Below are 21,435 nucleotides of genomic sequence, written 5' to 3'. Positions count from 1 at the left end.
GCGGGGCGCGTCCGGGGGGAGGCCAGCGGGCTGGGCGACGATACGCTCCGGAGCCGTCGATGCAGGCGCAGTCGATTTCTGGTCCTCGGGAGTCGAGGAGCTCGGAGAGGTGGCCGTCCTCGCCACGGTGGGCTTCGCCGCTGCACTGCCCGTCAGCGCAGTGCTCTTCGGCGAGGTCTTCTTCGGCGCGGCGCTCTTCGGCACGGCCTTCTTCGCCGCAGCACTGCTGGGAGCGGTGCTCTTGGCGGGGGCCTTCTGCGCAGGGGCCCTCTTCACGGTGCCCCTCGTGGAGGTGCTGCGGGTGGAGCGCGCCGGTGCCGGGCTGTTCGAGGGAACGCTGTCCGTCTCCTGACCAGCACCCTCGGAAGACGAGGACGCAGCGGTCGAGCGAGCGGCACTGGTGGCGCTGTTCCGCCCGCGTCGTTCTGCCGCCGCCCGGGCCATGCCGGCCGCCAGATCGTGGGCACCAGCGCTTCCCCGCTGTGGGCGGTCGCTCTCGCCGGCCTTCTCCCCGGAGAAGAACATGTCCACGGGCCGGGGGGCGTTGGAGCGTCCCTCGGTCGCGTCGGACGGGCGCGTGCGCGTACGAAGCTCCTGCTCAGGCGCAGGCGTCGAACCAGCACCCGGGATCAGGGCGCCGAGTCCTCGACCGAGTCCTCGCTTCTGCGTCATGGCCGTTGTCCTTCCAAGAAATATCGTCGCCATCGGGATGTCGACCGGGTGTACGCGCGTCGTCGCAGCGTGGCCCGGTCAGGGGAGATCAGGGAGCAGGGCGGGTGTTGAGCTCATGCGCGGCTGCCCGGTAGGCGAGTGCCCCGCTGGAGCCCGGATCGTAGGTCAGCACGGTCTGGCCATAGCTGGGAGCCTCGGAGATCCGCACCGAACGCGGGATGCTCGTCTCCAGGGTCTGTTCCGGGAAATGGTCCCGCACATCCTGGGCAACCTGCGCCGCCAGGCGGGTGCGGACGTCGTACATGGTGATCATGATCGTGGAGACCACCAGGTCCGGGTTGAGATGCTGGCGGATCAGATCGATGTTGTTCAGCAGCAGCGAGAGACCCTCGAGGGCGTAGTACTCGGCCTGGATCGGGATCATGACCTCACGAGCGGCGACCAGGGCGTTCACGGTCAGCAGTCCCAGTGAGGGCGGGCAGTCGATCAGCACGTAGTCCAGGCGATCAAGTCCCTGCTGATCGCGTTCCTCGAGATGATCGCGGATCGCGTTGCGCAGCCGGTTCTCGCGCGCCACGAGGGAGACCAGCTCGATCTCGGCACCCGAGAGGTTGATCGTCGCGGGCGCGCAGAACAGGCGCTCCATGTCCGGGACCGGCTGGATCACATCGCTCAGAGGAGCGGACTCCACCAGCACCTCATACATGCTGGGGACCTCGGCGTGATGATCGATGCTCAGTGCGGTTGAGGTGTTGCCCTGCGGGTCCGCGTCGATCACCAGCACGTTCAGGCCGCCCATGGACAGTGCGGCCGCCACGTTGACGGTGGTCGAGGTCTTCCCCACGCCGCCTTTCTGGTTGGCGACCGTGATGACACGGGTGTTCTCGGGACGAGCGAACTCGAGACCTTCGAGCTTCTTCCTGCGGGCATGGTCCCGGGTGAGCTCACGCATCAACGGGGTGTCTTCCATCGCGCCGCGCCCCGGGGAGGAATCTTCGCGCTTTTCAGCCACGTGCGTCTCCCTTCCTGGTCGCCTTCGCACGGCGACGCACTTGGACCACTGTAGTGGGAACCTCGACCTCGCCCATGCCGTACTGGGAGATGGTGGGGTCGACGCCTCCGAGCTTGGTGAGCACCTTCTGAGCGTTCTGCACCTCTTCAGCCGCGGAGGATCCCTTCATGGCCAGCAGCATCCCGTCCTCGGCCACCAGCGGCAGCGTCCAGCGGGCCAGCTTGTCCAGCGCAGCGACCGCGCGCGCGGTCACCACCTCGAAGCTCCGCACGCCGTGCAGCTCCTCTGCCCGTGCCCGCACCACCTCGAGGCCCAGACCCAGCTCGGCGTCGACCTCCTCGAGCCAGGTGGCACGGCGCTGCATCGTCTCCACCAGCGTGACCTGCAGATTCGGTCGGGCGATCGCGATCACCACGCCGGGCAGGCCGGCCCCGGAGCCGATATCAGCCAGTGTCGTGGCGGTGGGCGCGGCGCTGTCGATCGCATCGACCATCAGGGCGCAGTTGAGCAGGTGCCGCTCCCACAGGCGGTCCACCTCACGCGGACCGATCAGCCCGCGCTCCGGCCCCTGCTCGGCGAGCAGGGTGACGAAACGCTCCGCGAGCTCGAGACGGTCTGTGAAGAGACGCTCGGCTGTCGGCCGGAGGGAGTCGGGAAGGGGCTGCACCGGATGCCTCAGGATGCCGGGTAGATCACGACGTGGCGGTTCTTGCCATCACCGTCGGACTCCGAGCGCAGACCCTCGCGCTTGGCCACGTCATGGACGACCTTGCGCTCGAAGGGGTTCATCGCGCGCATCGGGACCGGTTCACCGGACTCCTTGGCGGCAGCGATCGCAGTCGCGGCAAGGCCCTCGAGGCTCCCCTTGTGCTCCGCACGGAATCCACCGATGTCGAGCATGAGGCGCGAGCGATTGCCGGTCCGGGTCTGCACGGCCAGCCGCGTCAGCTCCTGCAGCGCGTCGAGCAGCTCACCCTTGGGGCGGTTCAGGCGGGCCAGCTTGTCGGCGCCGGCGATCTCCACGGACGCCCGATCGCCGTCCACGTCGATATCGATGTCTCCATCGAGGTCGGTGATGTCCAGCAGCTCTTCGAGGTAGTCGGCGGCGATGTCTCCCTCCTCCTCGAGTCGGCGCATCCGCTCTTCGGTCGTCTCGACGACCGCCTCGGGATCCCCCGCGAAGTCATCGCCCTCCGTCGTGGCGCGCTCAGCAGACGCGCCCTCCGCGGAGTCGGACTCCGCAGCGGTGGGCTCAGCAGACGCGGGCTCAGCAGACGCGGGCTCTGCGGATGCGGGCTCGTCGGGAGCAGCCTGGTGGACTGATTGCTCCTCCTCGGTGGCCGCCACGTCGGCCGCAACCTCGCGCGGAGCGGTCGAGGTCTCGGCGCCCTCGTCGGTCACAGGAGCATCAGCGATGGGGTCGTTCAGGTTCATCAGGAGTCCTCCGGGAATGCGGGATGTGGAGTGCTCCCCGGGAGCGGCTGTGCTCCCGGGGGCGAGGTCACTTCTTACGCTTCTTCTTAGCGCCCTTGTTCAGGGCGTTCGATCCCTGCGTGGGAGGCTTGGGCGTCTCGCCGGCGGCCTCCTGCGCCTTCCGACGCTCCTCCGCGGCCTGGGCGCGCAGAGCACGAGCACGCTCGAGCTTCTCCTCGTCGGAGAGCTTCTTCCCGCTCTTGCCCTTCGAGGGTTGGACTCGGAGCGGAGCCTCGACCTCGGGCTCGACGGAGATCTTCTTGGGCGGGGTGAAGTCCAGGGGCTCGAGGCCCTTCTTCGCGCGCTTGGCATTGATCCGGTCGTGCTTGGCCTTCTCCGCCTCGGTGCCGGGCGTCGGAGTCGCGCGGATGACGATGTACTGCTGGCAGAAGGTCCACACGTTCGTGGTGAGCCAGTAGACGAGCACACCGATCGGCATGCCCGGACCCGTGATCACGTAGATGAACGGGAGCATGTACAGCATCATCTTCTGGGTGCTGGCCATGGGACCCTCGAGGGCCGCCTTGGGCATGTTCTTCATGGTCAGCGACTTCTGGGTGAAGAAGGTGACCGCGGACATGCACGCGATGATGAGGCCGGCGACGATCTTGGTGGTGATGCCGCCATCACCCGAGTTCAGGAAGCTGTCGGCGATCGTGACGTCGCCGAAGAAGGTCGCCGTGCTCGCGCTCTCGGCCAGCTGCTGGGTGAGCGGGCCGAAGCCGTCGCTGCCCTCCGCGGCGGCCTCCGGGAGCTTGTTGAACAGCACCCGGAACAGACCGAAGAAGATCGGCATCTGCAGCAGCACCGGCAGGCACGAGGAGAACGGGCTGGCTCCCGCATCCTTGTAGAGCGCCATGGTCTCGTTCGCCATCTTCTGGCGGGAGTCCGGATCCGTCTTGCCCTTGTACTTCTTCTGGACGGCCTGCAGCTCCGGGGAGACCATCTGCATCGCGCGGGAGGCACGGATCTGGCGCACGAACAGCGGGATGATCAGCGTTCGCACCACGACGGTGAGGCCGACGATCGAGAGCACCCAGGTGATGCCGGCGTCCGCGTCCATGAACAGGGACAGCAGCGCATGGAACTGCACCATGAGCCATGCGACGGCCCATTCGATGGGATACAGGGGGTTCATCGGCCTGGTCTTCCTGCCGCACGGATGCGCATGACGTTCATACGAGGTGTCGGCTGTGATCGGGAATCTGAGTCAAGAGTAGGCCCTAGTGGGCTGGGTGCCTGAGACGGCGAGGATTCGTCCACATGCCGGGGGCGGGAACCGGGTCGGGACCCCCGCGGGTGAAGGGGTTGCACCGCAGGATCCGCCAGCTGGTCAGCAGCGTGCCCTTCAGCGCACCGTGCACCCGCAGGGCGTCCATGCCGTACTGCGAGCACACCGGGTCATAGCGGCAAGCGGGCGGGGTATAGGGAGAGATGCCCACCTGGTAGCCGCGCACCGGCAGCATCAGCAGCCGGCGAGGCAGGCGGGTGAGGGCATGAAGTGCCCGCCACCGGCTCATCTGACCTCCTCCAGGCGCCGGGCGAGCTTCCGCTCGGCGGCGGCGAGGGCGGAGTTCACGTCGTCCTGAAGGGCGGCGAAATCCTGGTCCTGGATGCCGGGAAGGGTCCGCAGCACGATCGCCGACCCTGCGGGCAGGGTCGCGAAGTGCGGACGGACGATCTCCCGCAGCCGTCGGGTGACGCGATTGCGCACCACGGCGTTGCCGACCTTCTTGGACACGACGAAACCCACGCGGGGTGCTTCTCCTCCCTGCGTCAGCAGGGCGAGATGCACGACCACGTGGGATCGGGCGCTGCGCACACCACCGCGGGTGACCGCTCTGAACTCGTCACCGGAATGAAGCCGGTGGCTGGACCAGCTCACGGTGTCACGGAGAGTGCGCCGGGGTTCGCCTCGACGAGCTGTCTCAGGCGGAGAGCTCGGAGCGGCCCTTGGCGCGACGTGCATTCAGGATCGCGCGGCCCGCACGGGTGCTCATGCGTGCGCGGAAGCCGTGCTTCTTGGCGCGGCGACGGTTGTTCGGCTGGAACGTGCGCTTGCTCATGGTTCTCCTCGATCGTGGGCACGGATCATGCCCTCGCGGTGGTCTGTACGTCTGCTGCACGAACGGGAAGTCCGGGCGCACCCGCCGAGGCGGGGCGGCTGCCGAGGTCCGATCCGATGCCGGAGTGGGTCCGCAGTGGATCCGGGAACCGTATCGGGACGGCGCGCAGCGCTGACTGCACGATGTTAGGCGCGAGGGTGCGCGGGGTCAACGGCTGGAGCCCTCAGGAGGCCGGTTGTGGCCGGATTCTCACATCGCACCGGCGTTTCGCGGGCGTCGGACCCGTGGGAGGTGTCTCCCGTCTCCGTTGTCCACATTCTCGATCCACAATACAGACGCTATTGTGGAAAACTGTCCCGAACGCCCGCTCGACCTGTAGGGAGAGACCTGATGAACGAGGCGAATGCCGACGCGATCTGGGAGCGCACGCTCCAGACCCTGCGCCGCGACGACACCGTGTCCCAGCGTGTCATCGCCCTGCTCACGCTCTCCCGGCTGATGGCCGTGGTGGCAGACACCGCGCTGGTCGCAGCACCGTCGACCTCGGCGAAGGAGCTGTTCGAGCACCGGGTCGCCGGGTCCCTCAAGGCTGCCCTCAGCGAGGCCACCGGACGCGACATCCGCTTCGCCGTCACGGTGGACGAGTCACTGCTGCTCGAGGAGGACACCGCTCAGCCGGCATCCTCTCCGCTGACCTCCTCCTCCACGCGCGGACGTGCACATTCTGTGGACAGAGATGTGGACAACGCTTCTCGCGACATCCACAACGCGCCCTTCCGCCGCAACGAGGGCTCGATCCTCCCCTCCTCCGAGCAGGTCGGCCGGCCCGCCCTGCCGAGCAGCAGCTCGACGAGCTCGGCCGGCGGCTCGTCCGCCGCGGATCGCTTCGCGACCCACCCGGGCTATCGCGGCCGCGCCGCCGATGACCCCAGCGCCTACTCCGGGCTCACCGGCCCCTCAGCGCCCTCTCCCGGACCCGCTCCGCGCCGTCCCACCCGCAACGGCGCCTCTCGGATGGGCGAGGACTCCCGGCTGAACAGCAAGTACACCTTCGACACCTTCGTGATCGGTGCCTCGAACCGCTTCGCGCAGGCAGCGGCGTCGGCCGTCTCGGAGACTCCCGCGAAGGCCTACAACCCGCTGTTCATCTACGGCGGCTCGGGCCTGGGCAAGACCCACCTGCTGCACGCCGTGGGCCACTACGCCCAGAGCCTCTACCCCGAGGTGGTGGTGCGCTACGTCAACTCCGAGGAGTTCACGAACGACTTCATCAACTCCGTCCAGTCCGGTCAGTTCGGCAAGGCCCAGGAGTTCCAGAGCCGGTACCGGGACATCGACATCCTGCTCATCGACGACATCCAGTTCCTGCAGCGGGCCCCGGAGACCATGGAGGCGTTCTTCCACACCTTCAACACGCTGTACAACTCGGACAAGCAGATCGTGATCACCTCCGATCTGCCACCGAAGGAGCTGGGCGGGTTCGAGGACCGCATGCGCTCGCGCTTCGAGATGGGTCTGATGACCGATGTGCAGCCCCCCGACCTCGAGACCAGGATCGCGATCCTGCGCAAGAAGGTCGCTCAGGAGGACACAGGGGAGGTTCCCCATGACGTGCTCGAGTACATCGCCTCGCACATCGCCACCAACATCCGTGAGCTGGAGGGAGCACTGATCCGAGTGCAGGCGCTGCACTCCCTCTCTCGACAGCCCATGGACGTCACCCTCGCCGAGACCGTGCTGAAGGATCTGCTCTCGCATGACGACGGCGCCCAGATCACGGCGTCCACGATCATCGTGCAGACGGCGACCTACTTCGGACTGTCCGTCGAGGAGATCGTGGGCACCGGTCGGTCCCGTCGACTGGTCTCTGCGCGACAGATCGGCATGTACCTGTGCCGAGAGCTCACCGATATGCCGCTGATCCGCATCGGTGACGAATTCGGTGGCCGCGACCACACCACTGTGATGCACGCGAACAAGAAGATCAGCGAGCTGATGAAGGAACGTCGAGCGATCTTCAACCAGGTCACCGAGCTCACGGCCCGCATCAAGTCCTCGAGCTCCGCGTCGCGTCAGTGATGCTGCCGGCGCTCACGGCCGGAATCTGAACAGCAGAAGAACAGAGCAGGTCAGCACGGAGTTCTCCCCAATTGTGGATAACTCTGTGGAAACTGTGGAATGACAGTGATCCACGCAGGAGCCGATGTGCACGAGGGAATGACAGGAATCGGCGGGGGCAGGGCGTCCATGCACAGCCGACGCACGATGCGCTGACACTCCTCAACGATCTGTCCACGCCGATCGAGATCGTAGTGAACTGCACTGATGCGGGTTATCCACTGGATCCACAGCCGTGAAGAAGAGGACTGTAAGTACTTGCTCGACGGGGATGTGGACGGGGAGGGCTGTTCGGGAGCGACCGCAGAGCATGTGATTCCAGGTGCCGGGGAACGACGAGAAGCCTGGACCAGGAGGGGCCGGATCTCGGGAAACCTCGGGGAACACTGCGGGAGGAGTGCCGCAGCAGGAGTTCCCACGGCGGCCGAAGCAGGGTTCGGTGATCAGGGAAGTCAAGGATCGTGCCCGGTGTGTCGGCGGGAGTCCTCCGGAACCGATACGCTGTGCTCCGTTCGGCCGCGGCACCTGACGCGGACGAGCTGATCCCGTCATTCGACCACTGCGAAGGAGTGGCAACGGTGAAGTTCCACCTCGATCGCGGCGTCCTCGGCGACGCCGTCTCCTGGGCCACCCGTACCCTCCCCGTCCGCCCGGCGATGCCGATCCTGCAGGGGGTGCGGATCGTCGCCGAAGCCAGCGGCGAGCTGCAGTTCTCGACCTTCGACTACGAGGTCAGCGCACAGATCCGGCTCGAGGCGGAGATCGATCAGCCCGGTGAGGTGCTCGTCCAGGGCAGGATGCTCTCCGACATCGTCCGGGCCCTGCCGAACAAGGACGTCTCCATCGCGCTCGAGGGAACCAAGCTCCAGGTCCGCTGCGGCAGCGCCCGCTTCGCCCTGGCGACCCTCCCCGTCGAGGAGTACCCGCAGCTGCCGAGCATGCCCCCGGTGGCCGGCTCCGTCGCAGCAGATGTGTTCGCCGAGGCGATCTCGCAGGTCACCGTCGCGGCGTCGAAGGATGACACCCTTCCGCTGCTGACCGGCGTGAAGGTCGAGATCTCGGGCGAGACGATGACTCTCATGTCCACCGACCGTTACCGTCTGGCGCTGCGCGAGCTGACCTGGAACCCCTCGAGCCCCGGCACCGAGCTCACCGCCCTGGTCCGCGGCCGCACCCTCCACGAGGTGGCACGATCGCTCTCCACCGGCGGCAGCGTCGAGATCGCCCTGTCCGATGACTCGTCGGCGAACCTCATCGGATTCGAGGCCGGCGGCCGTCGCACCACCTCCACGCTGGTCGACGGCGACTACCCGCCCGTGCGGCGGCTGTTCCCGGACACCTCGGCGATCACCGCCGTGGTCTCCACCGGCAGCCTGATCGACGCAGTCAAGCGCGTCTCCCTGGTCGCCGAGCGCAACACCCCCGTACGGCTGTCCTTCACCGAGGGCCAGGTCGCCCTCGAGGCCGGTGCCGGCGACGATGCGCAGGCCAGCGAGGTGCTCGAGGCACATCTCGAGGGCGAGGACCTGGTGGTCGGCTTCAACTCCGGCTTCCTGCTCGACGGCCTCGGCGCCCTGGGCAGCGAGTTCGCCCGGCTCACCTTCACCGACTCCATCAAGCCGTCCGTGATGACCGGTCAGGATTCCCTCGAGGGTGAACCCGACACGTCGTACAAGTACCTGATCATGCCGATGCGGATCTGAGGGAGGGAGTGCTCCCTCTGTGCAGCTGACCGCGCTCGATCTCACCGACTACCGCTCCTACCAGCGGCTCTCTCTGCCGGTTCTGCCCGGAATCACCGTGCTGGTGGGCCAGAACGGGCAGGGCAAGACCAATATCGTCGAGGCCCTCTGGTATCTCGCGACCCTGTCCAGCCATCGGGTCCCCCATGATGCCGCCCTCGTCCATCGCGGCGAGAGCACCGCGATCATCCGGGCGAGCTTCCTGCGGGCGGGGCGCCCGCTGCAGATCGATCTCGAGATCACGCCGGGCAAGTCCAACCGGGCACGCCGTCAGGGACAGAACGTCTCCCGCCTGCGGGATCTGCTCGGCGAGGTCCGGGCGGTGCTCTTCGCTCCCGAGGACCTGGGCCTGGTGAAGGCGGATCCCGAGGGCCGACGCCGCTTCCTCGACGAGCTGCTGTTCGTGATCGCCCCGCGCTACGCCTCGGTGAAGGTCGACTACGACCGGGTGCTCAAGCAGCGCGGGAACCTGCTCAAGCAGATGCGGTCGATGCGCCGCGGCGGAAACGGTCGCAGCGTCGGCGGCCTGGACCCCGCAGACTCCGCCGCCTCCACCCTCGAGGTCTGGGACCAGCAGCTCGCCCGCCACGGTGCGGAGCTGCTGCGAGCCCGCCTGCATCTGGTCAACCGCCTGCGCCCCCACCTCGGCTACTCGTACCTCCGGGTGGCGACCGACGAGGGGGCCGAACAGGCCCTGGATCTTCCCCCTGACCAGCGCGGCGAGGTCAGCTCCCCGGCGGACATCCTCTACCGTTCAGAGGTGCTCGACGAGCTGGGCACCCTCCCCGGGACCCTGCCCAGCACCCTCGAGATCCACGATCGGATGCTGGAGATGCTGGCGGCCCGGCACGATGAGGAGATCGATCGGGGGGTGACCCTCACCGGCCCCCACCGCGATGACCTGGAGATCCGGCTGCACGAGTTCCCGGCGAAGGGCTACGCGAGCCATGGCGAGTCCTGGTCGCTCGCCCTCGCGCTGCGGCTCGCCTCCTACGATCTGCTGCGCCTCGAAGAAGGCGATCTCGGCGACGGCGAGCCGATCCTGATCCTCGATGACGTGTTCAGCGAGCTCGACGTGCACCGGCGCGAACGGCTCGGCCGGATCATCACCGGCGCCTCCCAGGTGCTGATCACCACCGCCAACGACACCGACATCCCGGAATCCCTGGACGGCGAGATCCACGTGGTCGAGGTCAGCCTGGGCGAGGCAGCGCCACGTCAGAACGGCCGCGGGCTGTGACCGGCCGCGGTGAAAGGACCGCCCGGCCGCGCCTCGCGAACCCCTATGACCTCGGCACCTGGTCCACAGCGAACAGGCCGACGGCCGAGCCGGAGCGCACGCCGCGCCGTGAGCCGGCGCCCGGGCCCGAGCCCGACGTGGCGCCGTTCGATCCCTCTGATGACCGCGCGGCCTCCCGCAGCGCCGCGGTCGAGGTGCTCTTCGATCCGCCGCAGCTTCCCATCCCGACGGATCCCTTCGAGCTCGCGCGGCGCACGGTGAACCGCTCCCGGGCCGCGGCGCGGGACCGCGGTCTGTTCCCGATCTCCGCGAAGACACAGGCCAGGGACGTGCGGGACCGGTCCGGCCGGGCACCCGGCTATTCCGGATCCCGGCCCGACCCGCGCGATCCGCAGGGCATCGAGAACGTGCTGAAGAAGGTGCTGGGGAACCTCGGCTGGAATGCGGGGATGAACGCCGGGAGGGTGCTCGAGGAGTGGGACGAGATCGTCGGCGAACGGCTCGCGAGCCATTGCCGCCCGGTGTCCCTGGACGACGGAGTGCTGGTGGTCAGCGCCTCCTCCTCTGCCTGGGCCTCGCAGCTGCGGATGCTCACCCCCCAGCTGATCACCACGATCGAGGAGCACGTGGGATCCCACGTGATCTCGGAGCTCAAGGTGACCGGACCCGCCGCAGCCGAGCGCACCTGGAAGAAGGGCCGCCGCACCGTGACCTGGCGCGGCCCCCGGGATACGTACGGATAGGCCAGGTGTGATGCGCGGTTCACACCCCGTCATCTCCAGGCGGCATCCTGCTACGGTGGATCCCGACGAGCTGATGAAGCTCGCGTGCACTGGGGTCGGTGAAATTCCGAGCCGGCGGTGATAGTCCGCGACCCGATGGCTTCTGGCCCTCGGCTGACCAGGTGGAACTCCTGGACCGACGGTCAGAGTCCGGATGGGAAGCGCACGCGAACGACGTCCTCGGGCGATCCGTCCTCGCGCACCCCGGTGCGCCGCACGGTGACCCTGGGTGACGGCGTCCCCGCGCACCCTTCCTCTCCCTCCGGGACCGCGAGCAGCGGACTGGAGGAGAGACGATGCTGGAGGATGCCGAGCGGCAGGCCCTGCGCCGAGCCCTCGAGATCGCGGCCGATCCCGCTGTACCCCTGGGCCCGAACCCCCGGGTGGGCTGTGTGCTGCTGAGCCCTGCCGGCGACGTCCTCGCCGAGGGCCATCACCGCGGCGCCGGGACCCCGCATGCCGAGGCCGATGCCCTCTCCCGTGCCAGCGCTCCCCTGACCGGCGCCACCGCCGTGGTCACCCTTGAGCCCTGCGACCACGTCGGCCGCACCGGACCCTGCACCGAGGCGCTGATCAGCGCCAGCGTCGGCCGGGTGGTCATCGCCCGCCGCGATCCGAATCCCGTGGCGAGCGGCGGCGTCCAGCACCTGCGCGAGGCCGGGATCGACGTCGAACTCGATGTGCCGGAGGAGCTCGCCGCCGCCGCGGCAGCGCTGAACCGCGGCTGGGAGCACGGCCTGCAGCGCCAGCGCCCCCTGGTCACCGCCAAGATCGCCCTCACCCTCGATGGCCGCGCGGCCGCCGCCGACGGCACCAGCCAGTGGATCACCGGCCCCGCAGCCCGCGACGAGGTCCACCTCCTGCGCACCACCTGCGACACGGTCCTGGTGGGCACCGGCACCGCCCGGAGCGACCACCCCACACTCACCGCCCGTCGGCCCGACGGCAGCCTGCACCCGCGCCAGCCGCTGCGGGCCGTGATGGGCACCGGCGAGGCCCCCTCGCTGCCTGCCGTCGACGGCGCCGGGGAGGAGATCCGGCTGCTCACCCGCGACCCGTCGGCCGCCCTCACGGAGCTGTTCGCCCGCGGGGCCCGCCACGTGCTGCTCGAGGGCGGTCCCACGCTCGCCGCCGCCTTCCTGCAGGCCGGCCTGGTCGACGAGCTGATCGTCCATCTCGCCCCGACGCTGCTGGGGGCCGGCCGGCCCGCCGTCGCGGATCTCTCCATCACCACCCTCACCGACCGCCTCGACCTCGAGCTGATCGATGTGACCCCGCTGATCTCACCGGAGGGCCCGACGGATCTGCGTCTCACCCTCCGCCCCCGCGCTCGGCCCTCTGCGATCCGCCCCACCTGACCCACCCCGCCTGACCCACCTCGCCTGACCAGGAAGGACCACCATGTTCACCGGCATCATCGAAGAGCTCGGCACCGTCGAGTCGCTCACTCCGGGCGCCGATCCCACGCGCCTGCAGATCCGCTCCCCGCACGTCTTGGACGGCATCTCGCTCGGCGACTCCATCGCCGTGAACGGCTGCTGCCTCACCGTGACCTCTCACGAGGGCGAGCTCTGGAGCGCTGACGTCATCTCCACCACCCTGGCAGCCACCTCCCTCGGCGATCTCGCCCCCGGCGACCGGGTGAACCTCGAGCGATGCGTGCGCGTCGACAGCCGCTTGGACGGCCATATCGTCCAGGGCCACGTCGACGGCGTCGCCGAGGTCAGCGGGCGGCAGGAGGCGGAGGGGACCACCCTGCTGCGCCTCGCCCTGCCCGCCGGTCTGGCGCGCTACGTCGTGGCGAAGGGCTCCCTCGCCGTGGACGGCGTGAGCCTCACCGTCGCCGAGATCGAGGGCGACCAGGTCACGATCGGCCTGATCCCCGAGACCCTCGCCCGCACCACCCTCGGCGGCCGCGACGTCGGCGACCGGGTGAACCTCGAGGTCGACGTGCTGGCGAAGTACGTCGAGAAGCTCACCGCGAACCTGCTGCCCGCCACCGAGGAGATCTGATGACCACGCTGCGCCTGGACCCTGTCGAGCAGGCGATCGCCGCGATCGCCGCCGGCCACGCCGTGGTCGTCGTCGACGACGAGGACCGTGAGAACGAGGGCGACCTGATCCTGGCCGCCTCTGCCGCGACCCCCGCCCTGATCGGCTTCGCCGTGCGCCATTCGAGCGGCCTGCTGTGCGCACCGATGAGCGGGGAGCGGGCCGACGCCCTCGAGCTGCCGCTGATGGTGCGTGAGAACGCCGACCCGCTGCGCACCGCCTACACCGTGAGCGTCGACGCGAGCGCGGGTGTGACCACCGGCATCAGCGCCTCCGACCGCGCCCGCACCCTCCGGGACCTCGCCGGCGAGGACACCGTGCCCGGCGATCTGATCCGGCCGGGGCATGTGCTCCCGCTGCGCGCGAAGCCCGGCGGGGTGCTCGAGCGCCGCGGCCACACCGAGGCCGCCGTCGACCTCACCCGTCTGGCCGGCCTGCCCGCGGTGGGGATGATCGTCGAGCTCGTCCACGACGACGGCGAGATGATGCGCGGTCCCGCCCTGCGCGAGTTCGCCGATCAGCACGGCCTGGCGATGATCTCGATCGAGGACCTCGCCGCATACCGCCTGCGGGAGGATCAGCCGGCGCTGGAGATCACCGCGCCGGTTCCGCTGCCCACCCCCCACGGCACCTTCCAGGCGCTCGCCGTCCGCGAGGGCACCGCCGAGCACCTGGTGCTGGTCCGCGGAGACGTCACCACCGAGGCCCCGGTGCTCACCCGGGTGCACTCCGAGTGCGTGACCGGGGACGTCTTCGGCTCGCGCCGCTGCGACTGCGGCCCCCAGCTGCAGGAGTCCCTGGCCCGCATCGACCAGGCCGGGCGCGGGGTGCTGATCCTGCTGCGCGGCCACGAGGGCCGCGGCATCGGCCTGGTCGAGAAGCTGCGCGCCTACGCCCTGCAGGATGCGGGGCGGGACACCGTGGACGCGAACCTCGACCTCGGCCTGCCCGTGGACTCCCGCTCCTTCGCCGCGGTCCCCGGCATCCTCGCCCACCTCCAGGTCGAGGCCGTGGAGCTGCTCACCCACAACCCCGAGAAGGCCCATGCCCTGGTGGGCGGCGGGGTCGAGGTCGCCGGCAGCGTTGACCTCGCCACCCATGCCACCCCGGAGAACCTCACCTACCTCACCACCAAGCGGGACCGACTGGGGCACCACCTCGTCGGCCTGCCCGACCTCCCCACCACCCCCCTCGAAGGAGAGACCGCATGAGCGGCCACGGAAGCCCCACCACCTCGATCCCCTCCCAGCCCGGCACCCGGCTCGCGATCGTCGCCGCGTCCTGGCATGAGCAGGTCATGGACGGACTGCTCGCCGGCGCCCTGCGAGGCGCCGCGGAAGCCGGCATCACCGCTCCGACCCTCGTGCGCGCCCCCGGCTCCTTCGAGCTGCCGGTGATCGCGGACGCCCTCGCCCGCGATCACGACGCGGTCGTGGCCCTCGGCGTCGTGATCCGCGGCGGCACCCCGCACTTCGAGTATGTGTGCGCCGCGGCGACCGACGGCCTCAGCCGGGTGTCCCTGGATCACGGCGTGCCGGTCGGATTCGGTCTGCTGACCTGCGACGACGAGGAGCAGGCACTCGACAGGGCGGGGCTCGCGGACTCGCGGGAGGACAAGGGCTATGAGGCCGTGGCCGCCGCGCTGACCACGGTGAGCGTGCTGAACGGGCTGCGCTCCGGGGGCTCCTCCGAGGTGCCGCGGGACTGAGGTGCGTCCGGGCCCCTAGTGTGCGTACGCCAGGCGCCCCTGTGCCGCGACAGCACCCGGGGAGGGGTATGGGACCCCGTCCGACGGCTCTCGGGGTCGAAATCGAGCCGTTTCCTGGCCTCCTGAGGGCCGTTCCGGGTCGCGTTGTCCACAGAAGCGGCGGTGTGAATAGGTTCAGGAGCCGATCTCCGCTAGAATCAGAGAGGTTCGGCCGACGTCCTCCGACGTCCTCGTGGACTCGATGCTGTCGGCTCGATCGCCGTGGCCTACGGACTTCTCACGCGCGCACGCGCGCGAGCGTCGGTGGGCCGCCTGTGCGAAGAGCCGGCGGTTCCGTCCTCCTGGTCTGCCGAACCACCCTCGGCGTTCTCCCGACCGAGGGACCCTGGACTGCGAGGAGCCACATCAGGTGAGCGACAGCGACCGCCCCATGCCCGATCAGAACGTGCCCGTGGGCACGCCGGGCCCCACTGCCGGGGCCGACGCCGCGCCGGTCATGCCCGGCCCTGCAGAGCCGACCGCCGGTGAGCGCGCGGCCCGCGCGCCGGAGCACTACGAGGCCTCGGACATCACGGTCCTCGAGGGCCTCGAGGCGGTCCGCAAGCGTCCGGGCATGTACATCGGCTCCACCGGCGAGCGCGGCCTGCACCACATGGTGCAGGAGATCGTCGACAACTCGGTGGACGAGGCGATGGCCGGTCACGGCGACACCATCGAGGTCACGCTCCTGGCCGACGGCGGCGTGCGCGTGGTGGACCACGCCCGCGGCATCCCGGTGGACATGCACCCCACCGAGGGCAAGCCCGCGGTCGAGCTCGTGCTCACCGTCCTGCACGCCGGCGGCAAGTTCGGCGGCGGCGGCTACGCGGTCTCCGGCGGTCTGCACGGCGTCGGCTCCTCCGTGGTCAACGCCCTGTCCATCCGGATGGAGGTCGAGATCCGCCGCCAGGGTCACGTCTGGCGCCAGGCCTACAGCCGCGGCGTCCCGCTGGCCCCGCTCGAGAAGGGCGAGGAGGCCACCGAGACCGGCACCACCATCAGCTTCTGGGCCGACGACGAGATCTTCGACGAGACCGTCTACGACTTCGAGACGCTGCGCAAGCGGTTCCAGCAGATGGCGTTCCTGAACAAGGGACTGCGCATCACCCTGACCGACGAGCGCGCCCCGGAGACCTCTGAGGACGACGACGATCTCATCGACGTCGAGCTCGAGGCGCAGGCCACCGAGAAGGACAAGGGACCCCGCACCATCTCGTACTACTACGAGCGTGGCCTGCAGGACTTCGTCGAGTTCATCAACACCTCCAAGCGCGCCGAGGTGATCCACCCCGACATCATCTCCTTCGAGTCCGAGGACACCGAGGCGCACATCAGCGTCGAGGTCGCGATGCAGTGGACCGGCGCCTACTCGGAGTCGGTGCACACCTATGCCAACACGATCAACACCCACGAGGGCGGCACCCACGAGGAGGGCTTCCGCTCCTCGCTGACCTCGATCGTGAACCGGTACGGCCGCGCCCAGGGGCTCCTCAAGGAGAAGGACGCCAACCTCACCGGTGAGGACATCCGTGAGGGCCTGACCGCAGTCATCTCGGTGAAGCTCGGCGAGCCGCAGTTCGAGGGCCAGACCAAGACCAAGCTGGGCAACACCATCGCCCGCACCTTCATGGTCAAGGTGATGACCGATCAGCTCCAGGACTGGTTCGTCTCCCACCCGCAGGAGGCCAAGTCCATCGTCATGAAGGGGCAGGCCGCCGCGGCCGCCCGCGAGGCGGCCCGCAAGGCCCGCGACGCCACCCGTCGCAAGTCCCCGCTGGAGACGGGCGGCATGCCGGGCAAGCTGCGTGACTGCGCTTCGCGCAACCCCGCCGAGTCCGAGATCTTCATCGTCGAGGGCGACTCCGCCGGCGGCTCGGCCGTGATGGGCCGGGATCCGCGCACCCAGGCGATCCTGCCCATCCGTGGAAAGATCCTGAACGTCGAGAAGGCACGCCTGGACCGGGCCCTGGACAACCAGGAGGTCAGGTCCCTGATCACCGCCTTCGGCACGGGCATCGGCGAGGACTTCGACGCCACCAAGCTGCGGTACCACAAGATCATCCTGATGGCGGATGCCGACGTCGACGGCCAGCACATCTGTACCCTGCTGCTCACGCTGCTGTTCCGCTACATGCGCCCGCTGATCGAGCTGGGGCACGTGTTCATCGCGATGCCGCCGCTGTTCCGCCTGAAGTGGACCAACGCCCCGCACGAGTACGTCTTCAGCGACGACGAGCGCGACGAGCGCCTCGAGGCCGGTCGTGCGGCGGGCCGCAGGATCCCCCGGGACAACGGCATCCAGCGCTACAAGGGCCTGGGCGAGATGGACTGGAAGGAACTCCAGTCCACCACCATGGACACCAACACGCGCACGTTGAAGCAGGTCACGGTCGATGAGGCCGCCGATGCGGACACCATCTTCTCCGTCCTGATGGGGGATGACGTCGAGTCCCGGCGCCGCTTCATCCAGGAGAACGCCAAGGACGTCCGCTTCCTCGACATCTGATCGTCGGCCCCGGGGCGGCGCCGGCCCGCCGTGCGCCCCCGGGAGTCCCTGACCCATCGGCCCCATCTGAAAGGCCTTGTGCCCCATGAGTGACACCCCGCAGGACCCCACCAGCCCCGATCAGGACCCGACCCCGGCGGAGAGCGCCGGGCTCGGAGGCCAGGAGACGCCCGAGGGCGCCCACGAGATCTCCTCCGAGGAGGCCGCCTCGCGCACGGTCACCCTGGTGGATCCGCTGGACGAGCACGAGGTGGACCGCATCACCCAGGTCGACCTGAACCAGGAGATGCAGCGCTCCTACCTGGACTACGCGATGAGCGTCATCGTCTCGCGGGCCCTGCCGGACGTCCGCGACGGCCTCAAGCCCGTCCACCGCCGCATCGTCTACGCGATGTACGACGGCGGCTACCGCCCCGACCGCTCCTTCTCGAAGTCCGCGAAGGTCGTCGGCGAGGTCATGGGCAACTACCACCCCCATGGCGACAGCGCCATCTATGACGCCATGGTGCGCCTCGTGCAGCCCTGGTCGATGCGCTACCCGCTGATCCTGGGCCAGGGCAACTTCGGCTCCGCCGGTGATGACGGCGCCGCCGCCCCCAGGTACACCGAGTGCAAGATGGCCCCGCTGGCCCTCGAGCTCGTGCGCGACATCGACCAGGAGACGGTCGACATGCAGGGCAACTACGACAACACCGTCGATGAGCCCGTCGTGCTGCCCGCCCGCTTCCCGAACCTGCTGGTCAACGGCTCCTCCGGGATCGCCGTCGGCATGGCCACCAACATCCCGCCGCATAACCTGCGCGAGGTGGCTGACGCGGCCCAGTGGCTGCTGACCAACCACGAGGCCACCAAGCCCGAGCTGCTCGAGGCCTGCCTGCGCCTCATCAAGGGCCCCGACTTCCCCTCCGGCGCCACCATCGTGGGCACCTCCGGCATCGAGGACGCCTATCGCACCGGCCGCGGGTCGATCACCCAGCGCGCCGTGGTCTCCACCGAGGAGATCAACGGCCGGATGTCGCTCGTGGTCACCGAACTGCCCTACCAGGTCAACCCCGACACCCTCGCGCGGAAGATCGCCGAGATGGTCAAGCTCGGCAAGATCAGCGGCATCGCCGACATCACCGACGAGACCTCGGGCCGCACCGGCCAGCGCCTGGTCATCACCCTCAAGCGCGACGCCGTGGCGAAGGTGGTGCTGAACAACCTCTTCAAGCACACCCAGCTGCAGGAGAACTTCTCCGCGAACATGCTGGCGCTCGCCAACGGTGTGCCGCGCACCCTGTCGATCGACTCCTTCGTGCGCGAGTGGACCAAGCACCAGATCGACGTCATCGTGCGTCGTACGACGTTCCGCCTGCGCAAGGCCGAGGAGCAGATCCACATCTTCCGCGGCTACCTCAAGGCGCTCGACGCGCTCGACGAGGTCATCGCGCTGATCCGCCGCTCGCCGGACGTCGACGAGGCCCGCACGGGCCTGATCGACCTCCTCGAGATCGACGAGATCCAGGCCAATGCGATCCTCGCGATGCAGCTGCGCCGCCTGGCCGCCCTCGAGCGCCAGAAGATCATCGAGGAGCACGACAAGCTGCAGGCCCTGATCGAGGAGTACACCGCGATCCTGGCCTCGCCCGAGCGTCAGCGCGAGATCGTCTCCGAGGAGCTCGCCGAGATCGTGGACCGCTATGGCGACGACCGCCGCACCCAGATCCTCCCCTTCGCCGGCGACATGGCGATGGAGGACCTGATCCCCGAGGAGGATGTGGTCGTCACCATCACCCGCGGCGGTTACGTCAAGCGCACCCGCGAGGACCAGTACCGCGCCCAGAAGCGCGGCGGCAAGGGGGTGCGCGGCGCCTCGCTGCGCGAGGACGACGTGGTCGAGCACTTCTTCACCACCACCACCCACCGCTGGCTGTTGTTCTTCACCAATCAGGGCCGCGTCTACCGCTCCAAGGGCTACGAGCTGCCCGAGGCGCCGCGGGACGCGAAGGGCCAGCACGTGGCCAACCTGATGGCCTTCCAGCCGGACGAGCGCATCGCCTCGGTGCTCGCGATCGACAGCTACGAGGACGCCCAGTACCTCGTGCTCGCCACCGAGTCGGGCCTGGTCAAGAAGACCGCCATGAGTGCTTTCGACTCGAACCGCACCGGCGGCATCATCGCGATCAACCTGCGGGACATCGACGGGGCCGAGGGCGCCCGCCCGGACCGCGTGATCGACGCCCGTGCGGTGAACGGGGACGAGCACCTGCTGCTGGTCTCGCGCAACGGCCAGTCCGTGCGCTTCCCGGCCGATGACGGCACGCTGCGCCCGACGGGTCGTGCGACCAGCGGCGTATCGGGCATGAAGTTCCGCCACGAGGACCAGCTGCTGGCCATGGACGTGGTGCGTCCGGACACCTTCGTGGTCACAGTGACCGACGGCGGCTTCGCCAAGCGCACCAGCGTCGACGAATACCGGCTGCAGGGCCGCGGCGGCCTGGGCATCCGGGTCGCGAAGCTGCCGGATGACCGCGGTCACCTGGTGGGCGCGGCCGTGGTCGAGGAGTCCGACGAGCTGCTGGTGGTCATGGAGCGCGGCCGCGTGGTCCGCTCCAAGGTCGCCGAGGTTCCCGCCAAGGGCCGCACCACCATGGGCGTCGTCTTCGCCAAACCCGACAAGGGAGACCGCATCCTGCTGGTGACCACCGGTCAGGAGACAGAGGTCGACGAGGAGGACGCCGAGGCGCCCGAGATCATCGACGCCGACGCGGGCACCGAAAGCGCCGCGAGCACCGCGGACGGAGCAGGCGAGGATGCTGTGGAGATCTCCACCCAGGACGCGGCCGAGGGTGTGGCCGACCAGATCGATGTTCTAGGCTCTGACGAGTCCGACCAGTCGCCGCAGGGCGAAGCCGACCCGAATCAGGAGTGATCCGTGAGCACCAGTGACTCCAGGACAGCCTCCGGGTCTCCCAGCCCGGCCGAGTCCACCACCAAGCTCCCGGCGTTCGAGGGCACCTCCTCGCCGACGGAGTCTTCGATGGGCACAGGCCGAGGCTCCGCGGCCAAGGGCGCGAGCCGCAGCCCGAAGAAGACCAGCGGGATCTCGAACCCGGCGGAGAAGGAGCGTCGCGGCCCCCGCCGCGTGCGCCTGACCCTGGCCCGGCTCGACCCGTTCTCGGTGATGAAGCTGTCCTTCCTGGCTGCGATCGCCATCGGCATCGCGACCGTGGTCGCCGTGGTGCTGCTGTGGAACCTGGTCGAGGCGATCGGCATGTGGGACCAGCTCGACGAGCTGGGCCGTTCCCTGAACGGCGGCGAGCCGCTGCCCTTCATGGAGTTCTTCAGCTTCTCGAAGATGACCAGCTACGGCACCATCGTCGCCGTGGTGAACGTCGTGATCATCACCGCCCTCGGCACGCTGCTGGCCTTCCTCTACAACCTGGTGGCGGCGCTGCTGGGCGGATTGAAGATGACCTTCACCGACGAGTGAGGCTCGAGCCGCCCGGAGCGTAGGCGAGGTCGGTGATGTCGGCGATCTGGGCGTCGAGGTGGGCGAGGGCGGACTCGGCGGGGACGGTGGCCGCGACTCCGTGGGCGCCGGCGCCGAGGGAGATCGTGCGCTGCGGGTCACCGGTGAGGTCCAGGTCCGCGATCACGGGCCAGGCGGTGGTCGATCCGAAGGGCGTGATGGTGCCGCGCTCGTAGCCGGTGACCTCCTTGGCGACCTCCTTGTCCGGCATCGAGAGCCGGTTGACGCCCAGCAGCGCCCGGAGCTTCGGCCAGGAGATCTCGCGATCGCCGGGGACCAGCACGAACAGGAAGTCACCCTCGCCGCGTCGCACCACGAGGGTCTTGATGATGTCGCGGGGCTCCACACCGCGAGCGGCGGCCGCCTCGGCGAGGGACCCCACCCGGCCGTGCCGGGTGATCTCGTAGGTGAGGCCGGAGGCCTCCAGGGCGTCGATCGCACGCTGTTCGCTCATGGGCGCAGCGTAGGCCCGCGGTCTGCGGCAGAGCTCAGGTGAGCCTCCTCGCGATGG

At 69.1% G+C, this 21,435-nt stretch carries 20 protein-coding genes and 1 riboswitch; of the genes, 12 read left to right on the top strand and 8 right to left on the bottom strand.

Annotation, left to right across the window (positions count from 1 at the left end):
• The first annotated feature begins 109 nt into the window (after positions 1–109).
• A complete protein-coding gene (locus Q0937_RS07885; protein ID WP_299301980.1) occupies positions 110–352 on the top strand; it encodes a hypothetical protein in 243 nt (80 codons plus the stop codon).
• Between the two features lie 408 nt (positions 353–760).
• Here the strand turns inward: Q0937_RS07885 and Q0937_RS07880 are convergent, their stop codons facing one another.
• From Q0937_RS07880 to rpmH, 7 genes are all read right to left on the bottom strand, one after another.
• On the bottom strand, positions 761–1,642 hold the full coding sequence (locus Q0937_RS07880) for a ParA family protein (RefSeq protein WP_299302500.1): 882 nt from the start codon (positions 1,640–1,642) through the stop codon (positions 761–763).
• 34 nt (positions 1,643–1,676) lie between these two features.
• Positions 1,677–2,351 (bottom strand): 16S rRNA (guanine(527)-N(7))-methyltransferase RsmG, encoded by a 675-nt coding sequence (gene rsmG, locus Q0937_RS07875; RefSeq protein WP_299301977.1) that lies wholly within the window; start codon positions 2,349–2,351, stop codon positions 1,677–1,679.
• 8 nt (positions 2,352–2,359) lie between these two features.
• Positions 2,360–3,118, bottom strand: a complete 759-nt coding sequence (locus Q0937_RS07870) for a R3H domain-containing nucleic acid-binding protein (protein WP_299301974.1) — start codon at positions 3,116–3,118, stop codon at positions 2,360–2,362.
• 67 nt (positions 3,119–3,185) lie between these two features.
• Positions 3,186–4,295, bottom strand: a complete 1,110-nt coding sequence (gene yidC / locus Q0937_RS07865; RefSeq protein ID WP_299301971.1) for a membrane protein insertase YidC — start codon at positions 4,293–4,295, stop codon at positions 3,186–3,188.
• Positions 4,296–4,380: 85 nt separating this feature from the next.
• Positions 4,381–4,677, bottom strand: coding sequence for a membrane protein insertion efficiency factor YidD (gene yidD / locus Q0937_RS07860; RefSeq protein WP_299301969.1), 297 nt, complete (start codon positions 4,675–4,677; stop codon positions 4,381–4,383).
• Complete coding sequence (gene rnpA, locus Q0937_RS07855; protein ID WP_299301965.1) at positions 4,674–5,126, bottom strand: ribonuclease P protein component; 453 nt, start codon at positions 5,124–5,126, stop codon at positions 4,674–4,676. Before rnpA ends, yidD begins: the two co-directional genes overlap by 4 nt.
• A complete protein-coding gene (gene rpmH / locus Q0937_RS07850; protein ID WP_299301961.1) occupies positions 5,086–5,223 on the bottom strand; it encodes a 50S ribosomal protein L34 in 138 nt (45 codons plus the stop codon). Before rpmH ends, rnpA begins: the two co-directional genes overlap by 41 nt.
• Positions 5,224–5,613: 390 nt before the next feature.
• Between rpmH and dnaA the strand changes: the two genes are divergently transcribed.
• The 11 genes from dnaA (at position 5,614) to Q0937_RS07795 (ending at position 20,885) form a co-directional block, all read left to right on the top strand.
• Positions 5,614–7,302: a chromosomal replication initiator protein DnaA gene (gene dnaA / locus Q0937_RS07845; RefSeq protein ID WP_299301958.1), complete on the top strand. Its 1,689-nt coding sequence runs from the start codon at positions 5,614–5,616 to the stop codon at positions 7,300–7,302.
• A 617-nt stretch (positions 7,303–7,919) separates the two neighbouring features.
• Positions 7,920–9,044 carry a DNA polymerase III subunit beta gene (dnaN, locus tag Q0937_RS07840; RefSeq protein ID WP_299301955.1) on the top strand — a complete coding sequence of 375 codons (1,125 nt, stop codon included), beginning with the start codon at positions 7,920–7,922 and terminating at the stop codon, positions 9,042–9,044.
• 19 nt (positions 9,045–9,063) lie between these two features.
• Positions 9,064–10,323 (top strand): DNA replication/repair protein RecF, encoded by a 1,260-nt coding sequence (recF, locus tag Q0937_RS07835; protein ID WP_299301952.1) that lies wholly within the window; start codon positions 9,064–9,066, stop codon positions 10,321–10,323.
• Positions 10,320–11,066, top strand: a complete 747-nt coding sequence (locus Q0937_RS07830) for a DUF721 domain-containing protein (protein ID WP_299301949.1) — start codon at positions 10,320–10,322, stop codon at positions 11,064–11,066. The genes recF and Q0937_RS07830 overlap by 4 nt, the downstream gene beginning before the upstream one ends.
• Positions 11,067–11,146: 80 nt before the next feature.
• A riboswitch (FMN riboswitch) is annotated at positions 11,147–11,276 on the top strand.
• Between the two features lie 125 nt (positions 11,277–11,401).
• Entirely contained in the window at positions 11,402–12,463 is a 1,062-nt protein-coding gene (gene ribD / locus Q0937_RS07825; protein ID WP_299301946.1) for a bifunctional diaminohydroxyphosphoribosylaminopyrimidine deaminase/5-amino-6-(5-phosphoribosylamino)uracil reductase RibD, read from the top strand.
• A 43-nt stretch (positions 12,464–12,506) separates the two neighbouring features.
• The gene (locus Q0937_RS07820; protein WP_299301944.1) at positions 12,507–13,118 is read left to right on the top strand and encodes a riboflavin synthase; all 612 of its coding nucleotides are present in this window, start codon (positions 12,507–12,509) and stop codon (positions 13,116–13,118) included.
• The gene (locus tag Q0937_RS07815) at positions 13,118–14,368 is read left to right on the top strand and encodes a bifunctional 3,4-dihydroxy-2-butanone-4-phosphate synthase/GTP cyclohydrolase II (protein ID WP_299301941.1); all 1,251 of its coding nucleotides are present in this window, start codon (positions 13,118–13,120) and stop codon (positions 14,366–14,368) included. Before Q0937_RS07820 ends, Q0937_RS07815 begins: the two co-directional genes overlap by 1 nt.
• Entirely contained in the window at positions 14,365–14,865 is a 501-nt protein-coding gene (ribH, locus tag Q0937_RS07810; protein ID WP_299301938.1) for a 6,7-dimethyl-8-ribityllumazine synthase, read from the top strand. The genes Q0937_RS07815 and ribH overlap by 4 nt, the downstream gene beginning before the upstream one ends.
• A gap of 496 nt (positions 14,866–15,361) precedes the next feature.
• Complete coding sequence (gene gyrB, locus Q0937_RS07805; protein WP_299302497.1) at positions 15,362–17,410, top strand: DNA topoisomerase (ATP-hydrolyzing) subunit B; 2,049 nt, start codon at positions 15,362–15,364, stop codon at positions 17,408–17,410.
• 85 nt (positions 17,411–17,495) lie between these two features.
• Positions 17,496–20,324: a DNA gyrase subunit A gene (gene gyrA / locus Q0937_RS07800; protein WP_299301935.1), complete on the top strand. Its 2,829-nt coding sequence runs from the start codon at positions 17,496–17,498 to the stop codon at positions 20,322–20,324.
• A gap of 3 nt (positions 20,325–20,327) precedes the next feature.
• Complete coding sequence (locus Q0937_RS07795; protein ID WP_299301932.1) at positions 20,328–20,885, top strand: DUF3566 domain-containing protein; 558 nt, start codon at positions 20,328–20,330, stop codon at positions 20,883–20,885.
• On the opposite strand, the gene Q0937_RS07790 is transcribed toward Q0937_RS07795, so the two are convergent.
• Positions 20,872–21,378 carry an aminoacyl-tRNA deacylase gene (locus Q0937_RS07790; protein WP_299301929.1) on the bottom strand — a complete coding sequence of 169 codons (507 nt, stop codon included), beginning with the start codon at positions 21,376–21,378 and terminating at the stop codon, positions 20,872–20,874. The two genes, Q0937_RS07795 and Q0937_RS07790, sit on opposite strands and share 14 nt — an antisense overlap.
• Between the last annotated feature and the right edge of the window lie 57 nt (positions 21,379–21,435).

Source organism: uncultured Brachybacterium sp., assembly GCF_947500705.1.
Lineage (GTDB): Bacteria > Actinomycetota > Actinomycetes > Actinomycetales > Dermabacteraceae > Brachybacterium.
The sequence above is the reverse complement of the archived record's forward strand: the minus strand, read 5'-3'. Positions and strand labels throughout refer to the sequence as shown.

Coding starts and splice junctions, on each gene's coding strand:
- rpmH (WP_299301961.1), bottom strand. CDS start 5,223: ATGAGCAAGCGCACGTTCCAGCCGAACAACCGTCGCCGCGCCAAGAAG.
- gyrB (WP_299302497.1), top strand. CDS start 15,362: ATGCCCGGCCCTGCAGAGCCGACCGCCGGTGAGCGCGCGGCCCGCGCG.
- Q0937_RS07790 (WP_299301929.1), bottom strand. CDS start 21,378: ATGAGCGAACAGCGTGCGATCGACGCCCTGGAGGCCTCCGGCCTCACC.
- ribD (WP_299301946.1), top strand. CDS start 11,402: ATGCTGGAGGATGCCGAGCGGCAGGCCCTGCGCCGAGCCCTCGAGATC.
- Q0937_RS07880 (WP_299302500.1), bottom strand. CDS start 1,642: ATGGAAGACACCCCGTTGATGCGTGAGCTCACCCGGGACCATGCCCGC.
- yidC (WP_299301971.1), bottom strand. CDS start 4,295: ATGAACCCCCTGTATCCCATCGAATGGGCCGTCGCATGGCTCATGGTG.
- yidD (WP_299301969.1), bottom strand. CDS start 4,677: ATGAGCCGGTGGCGGGCACTTCATGCCCTCACCCGCCTGCCTCGCCGG.
- ribH (WP_299301938.1), top strand. CDS start 14,365: ATGAGCGGCCACGGAAGCCCCACCACCTCGATCCCCTCCCAGCCCGGC.
- Q0937_RS07820 (WP_299301944.1), top strand. CDS start 12,507: ATGTTCACCGGCATCATCGAAGAGCTCGGCACCGTCGAGTCGCTCACT.
- rnpA (WP_299301965.1), bottom strand. CDS start 5,126: ATGCACGTCGCGCCAAGGGCCGCTCCGAGCTCTCCGCCTGAGACAGCT.
- dnaA (WP_299301958.1), top strand. CDS start 5,614: ATGAACGAGGCGAATGCCGACGCGATCTGGGAGCGCACGCTCCAGACC.
- Q0937_RS07815 (WP_299301941.1), top strand. CDS start 13,118: ATGACCACGCTGCGCCTGGACCCTGTCGAGCAGGCGATCGCCGCGATC.
- Q0937_RS07870 (WP_299301974.1), bottom strand. CDS start 3,118: ATGAACCTGAACGACCCCATCGCTGATGCTCCTGTGACCGACGAGGGC.
- gyrA (WP_299301935.1), top strand. CDS start 17,496: ATGAGTGACACCCCGCAGGACCCCACCAGCCCCGATCAGGACCCGACC.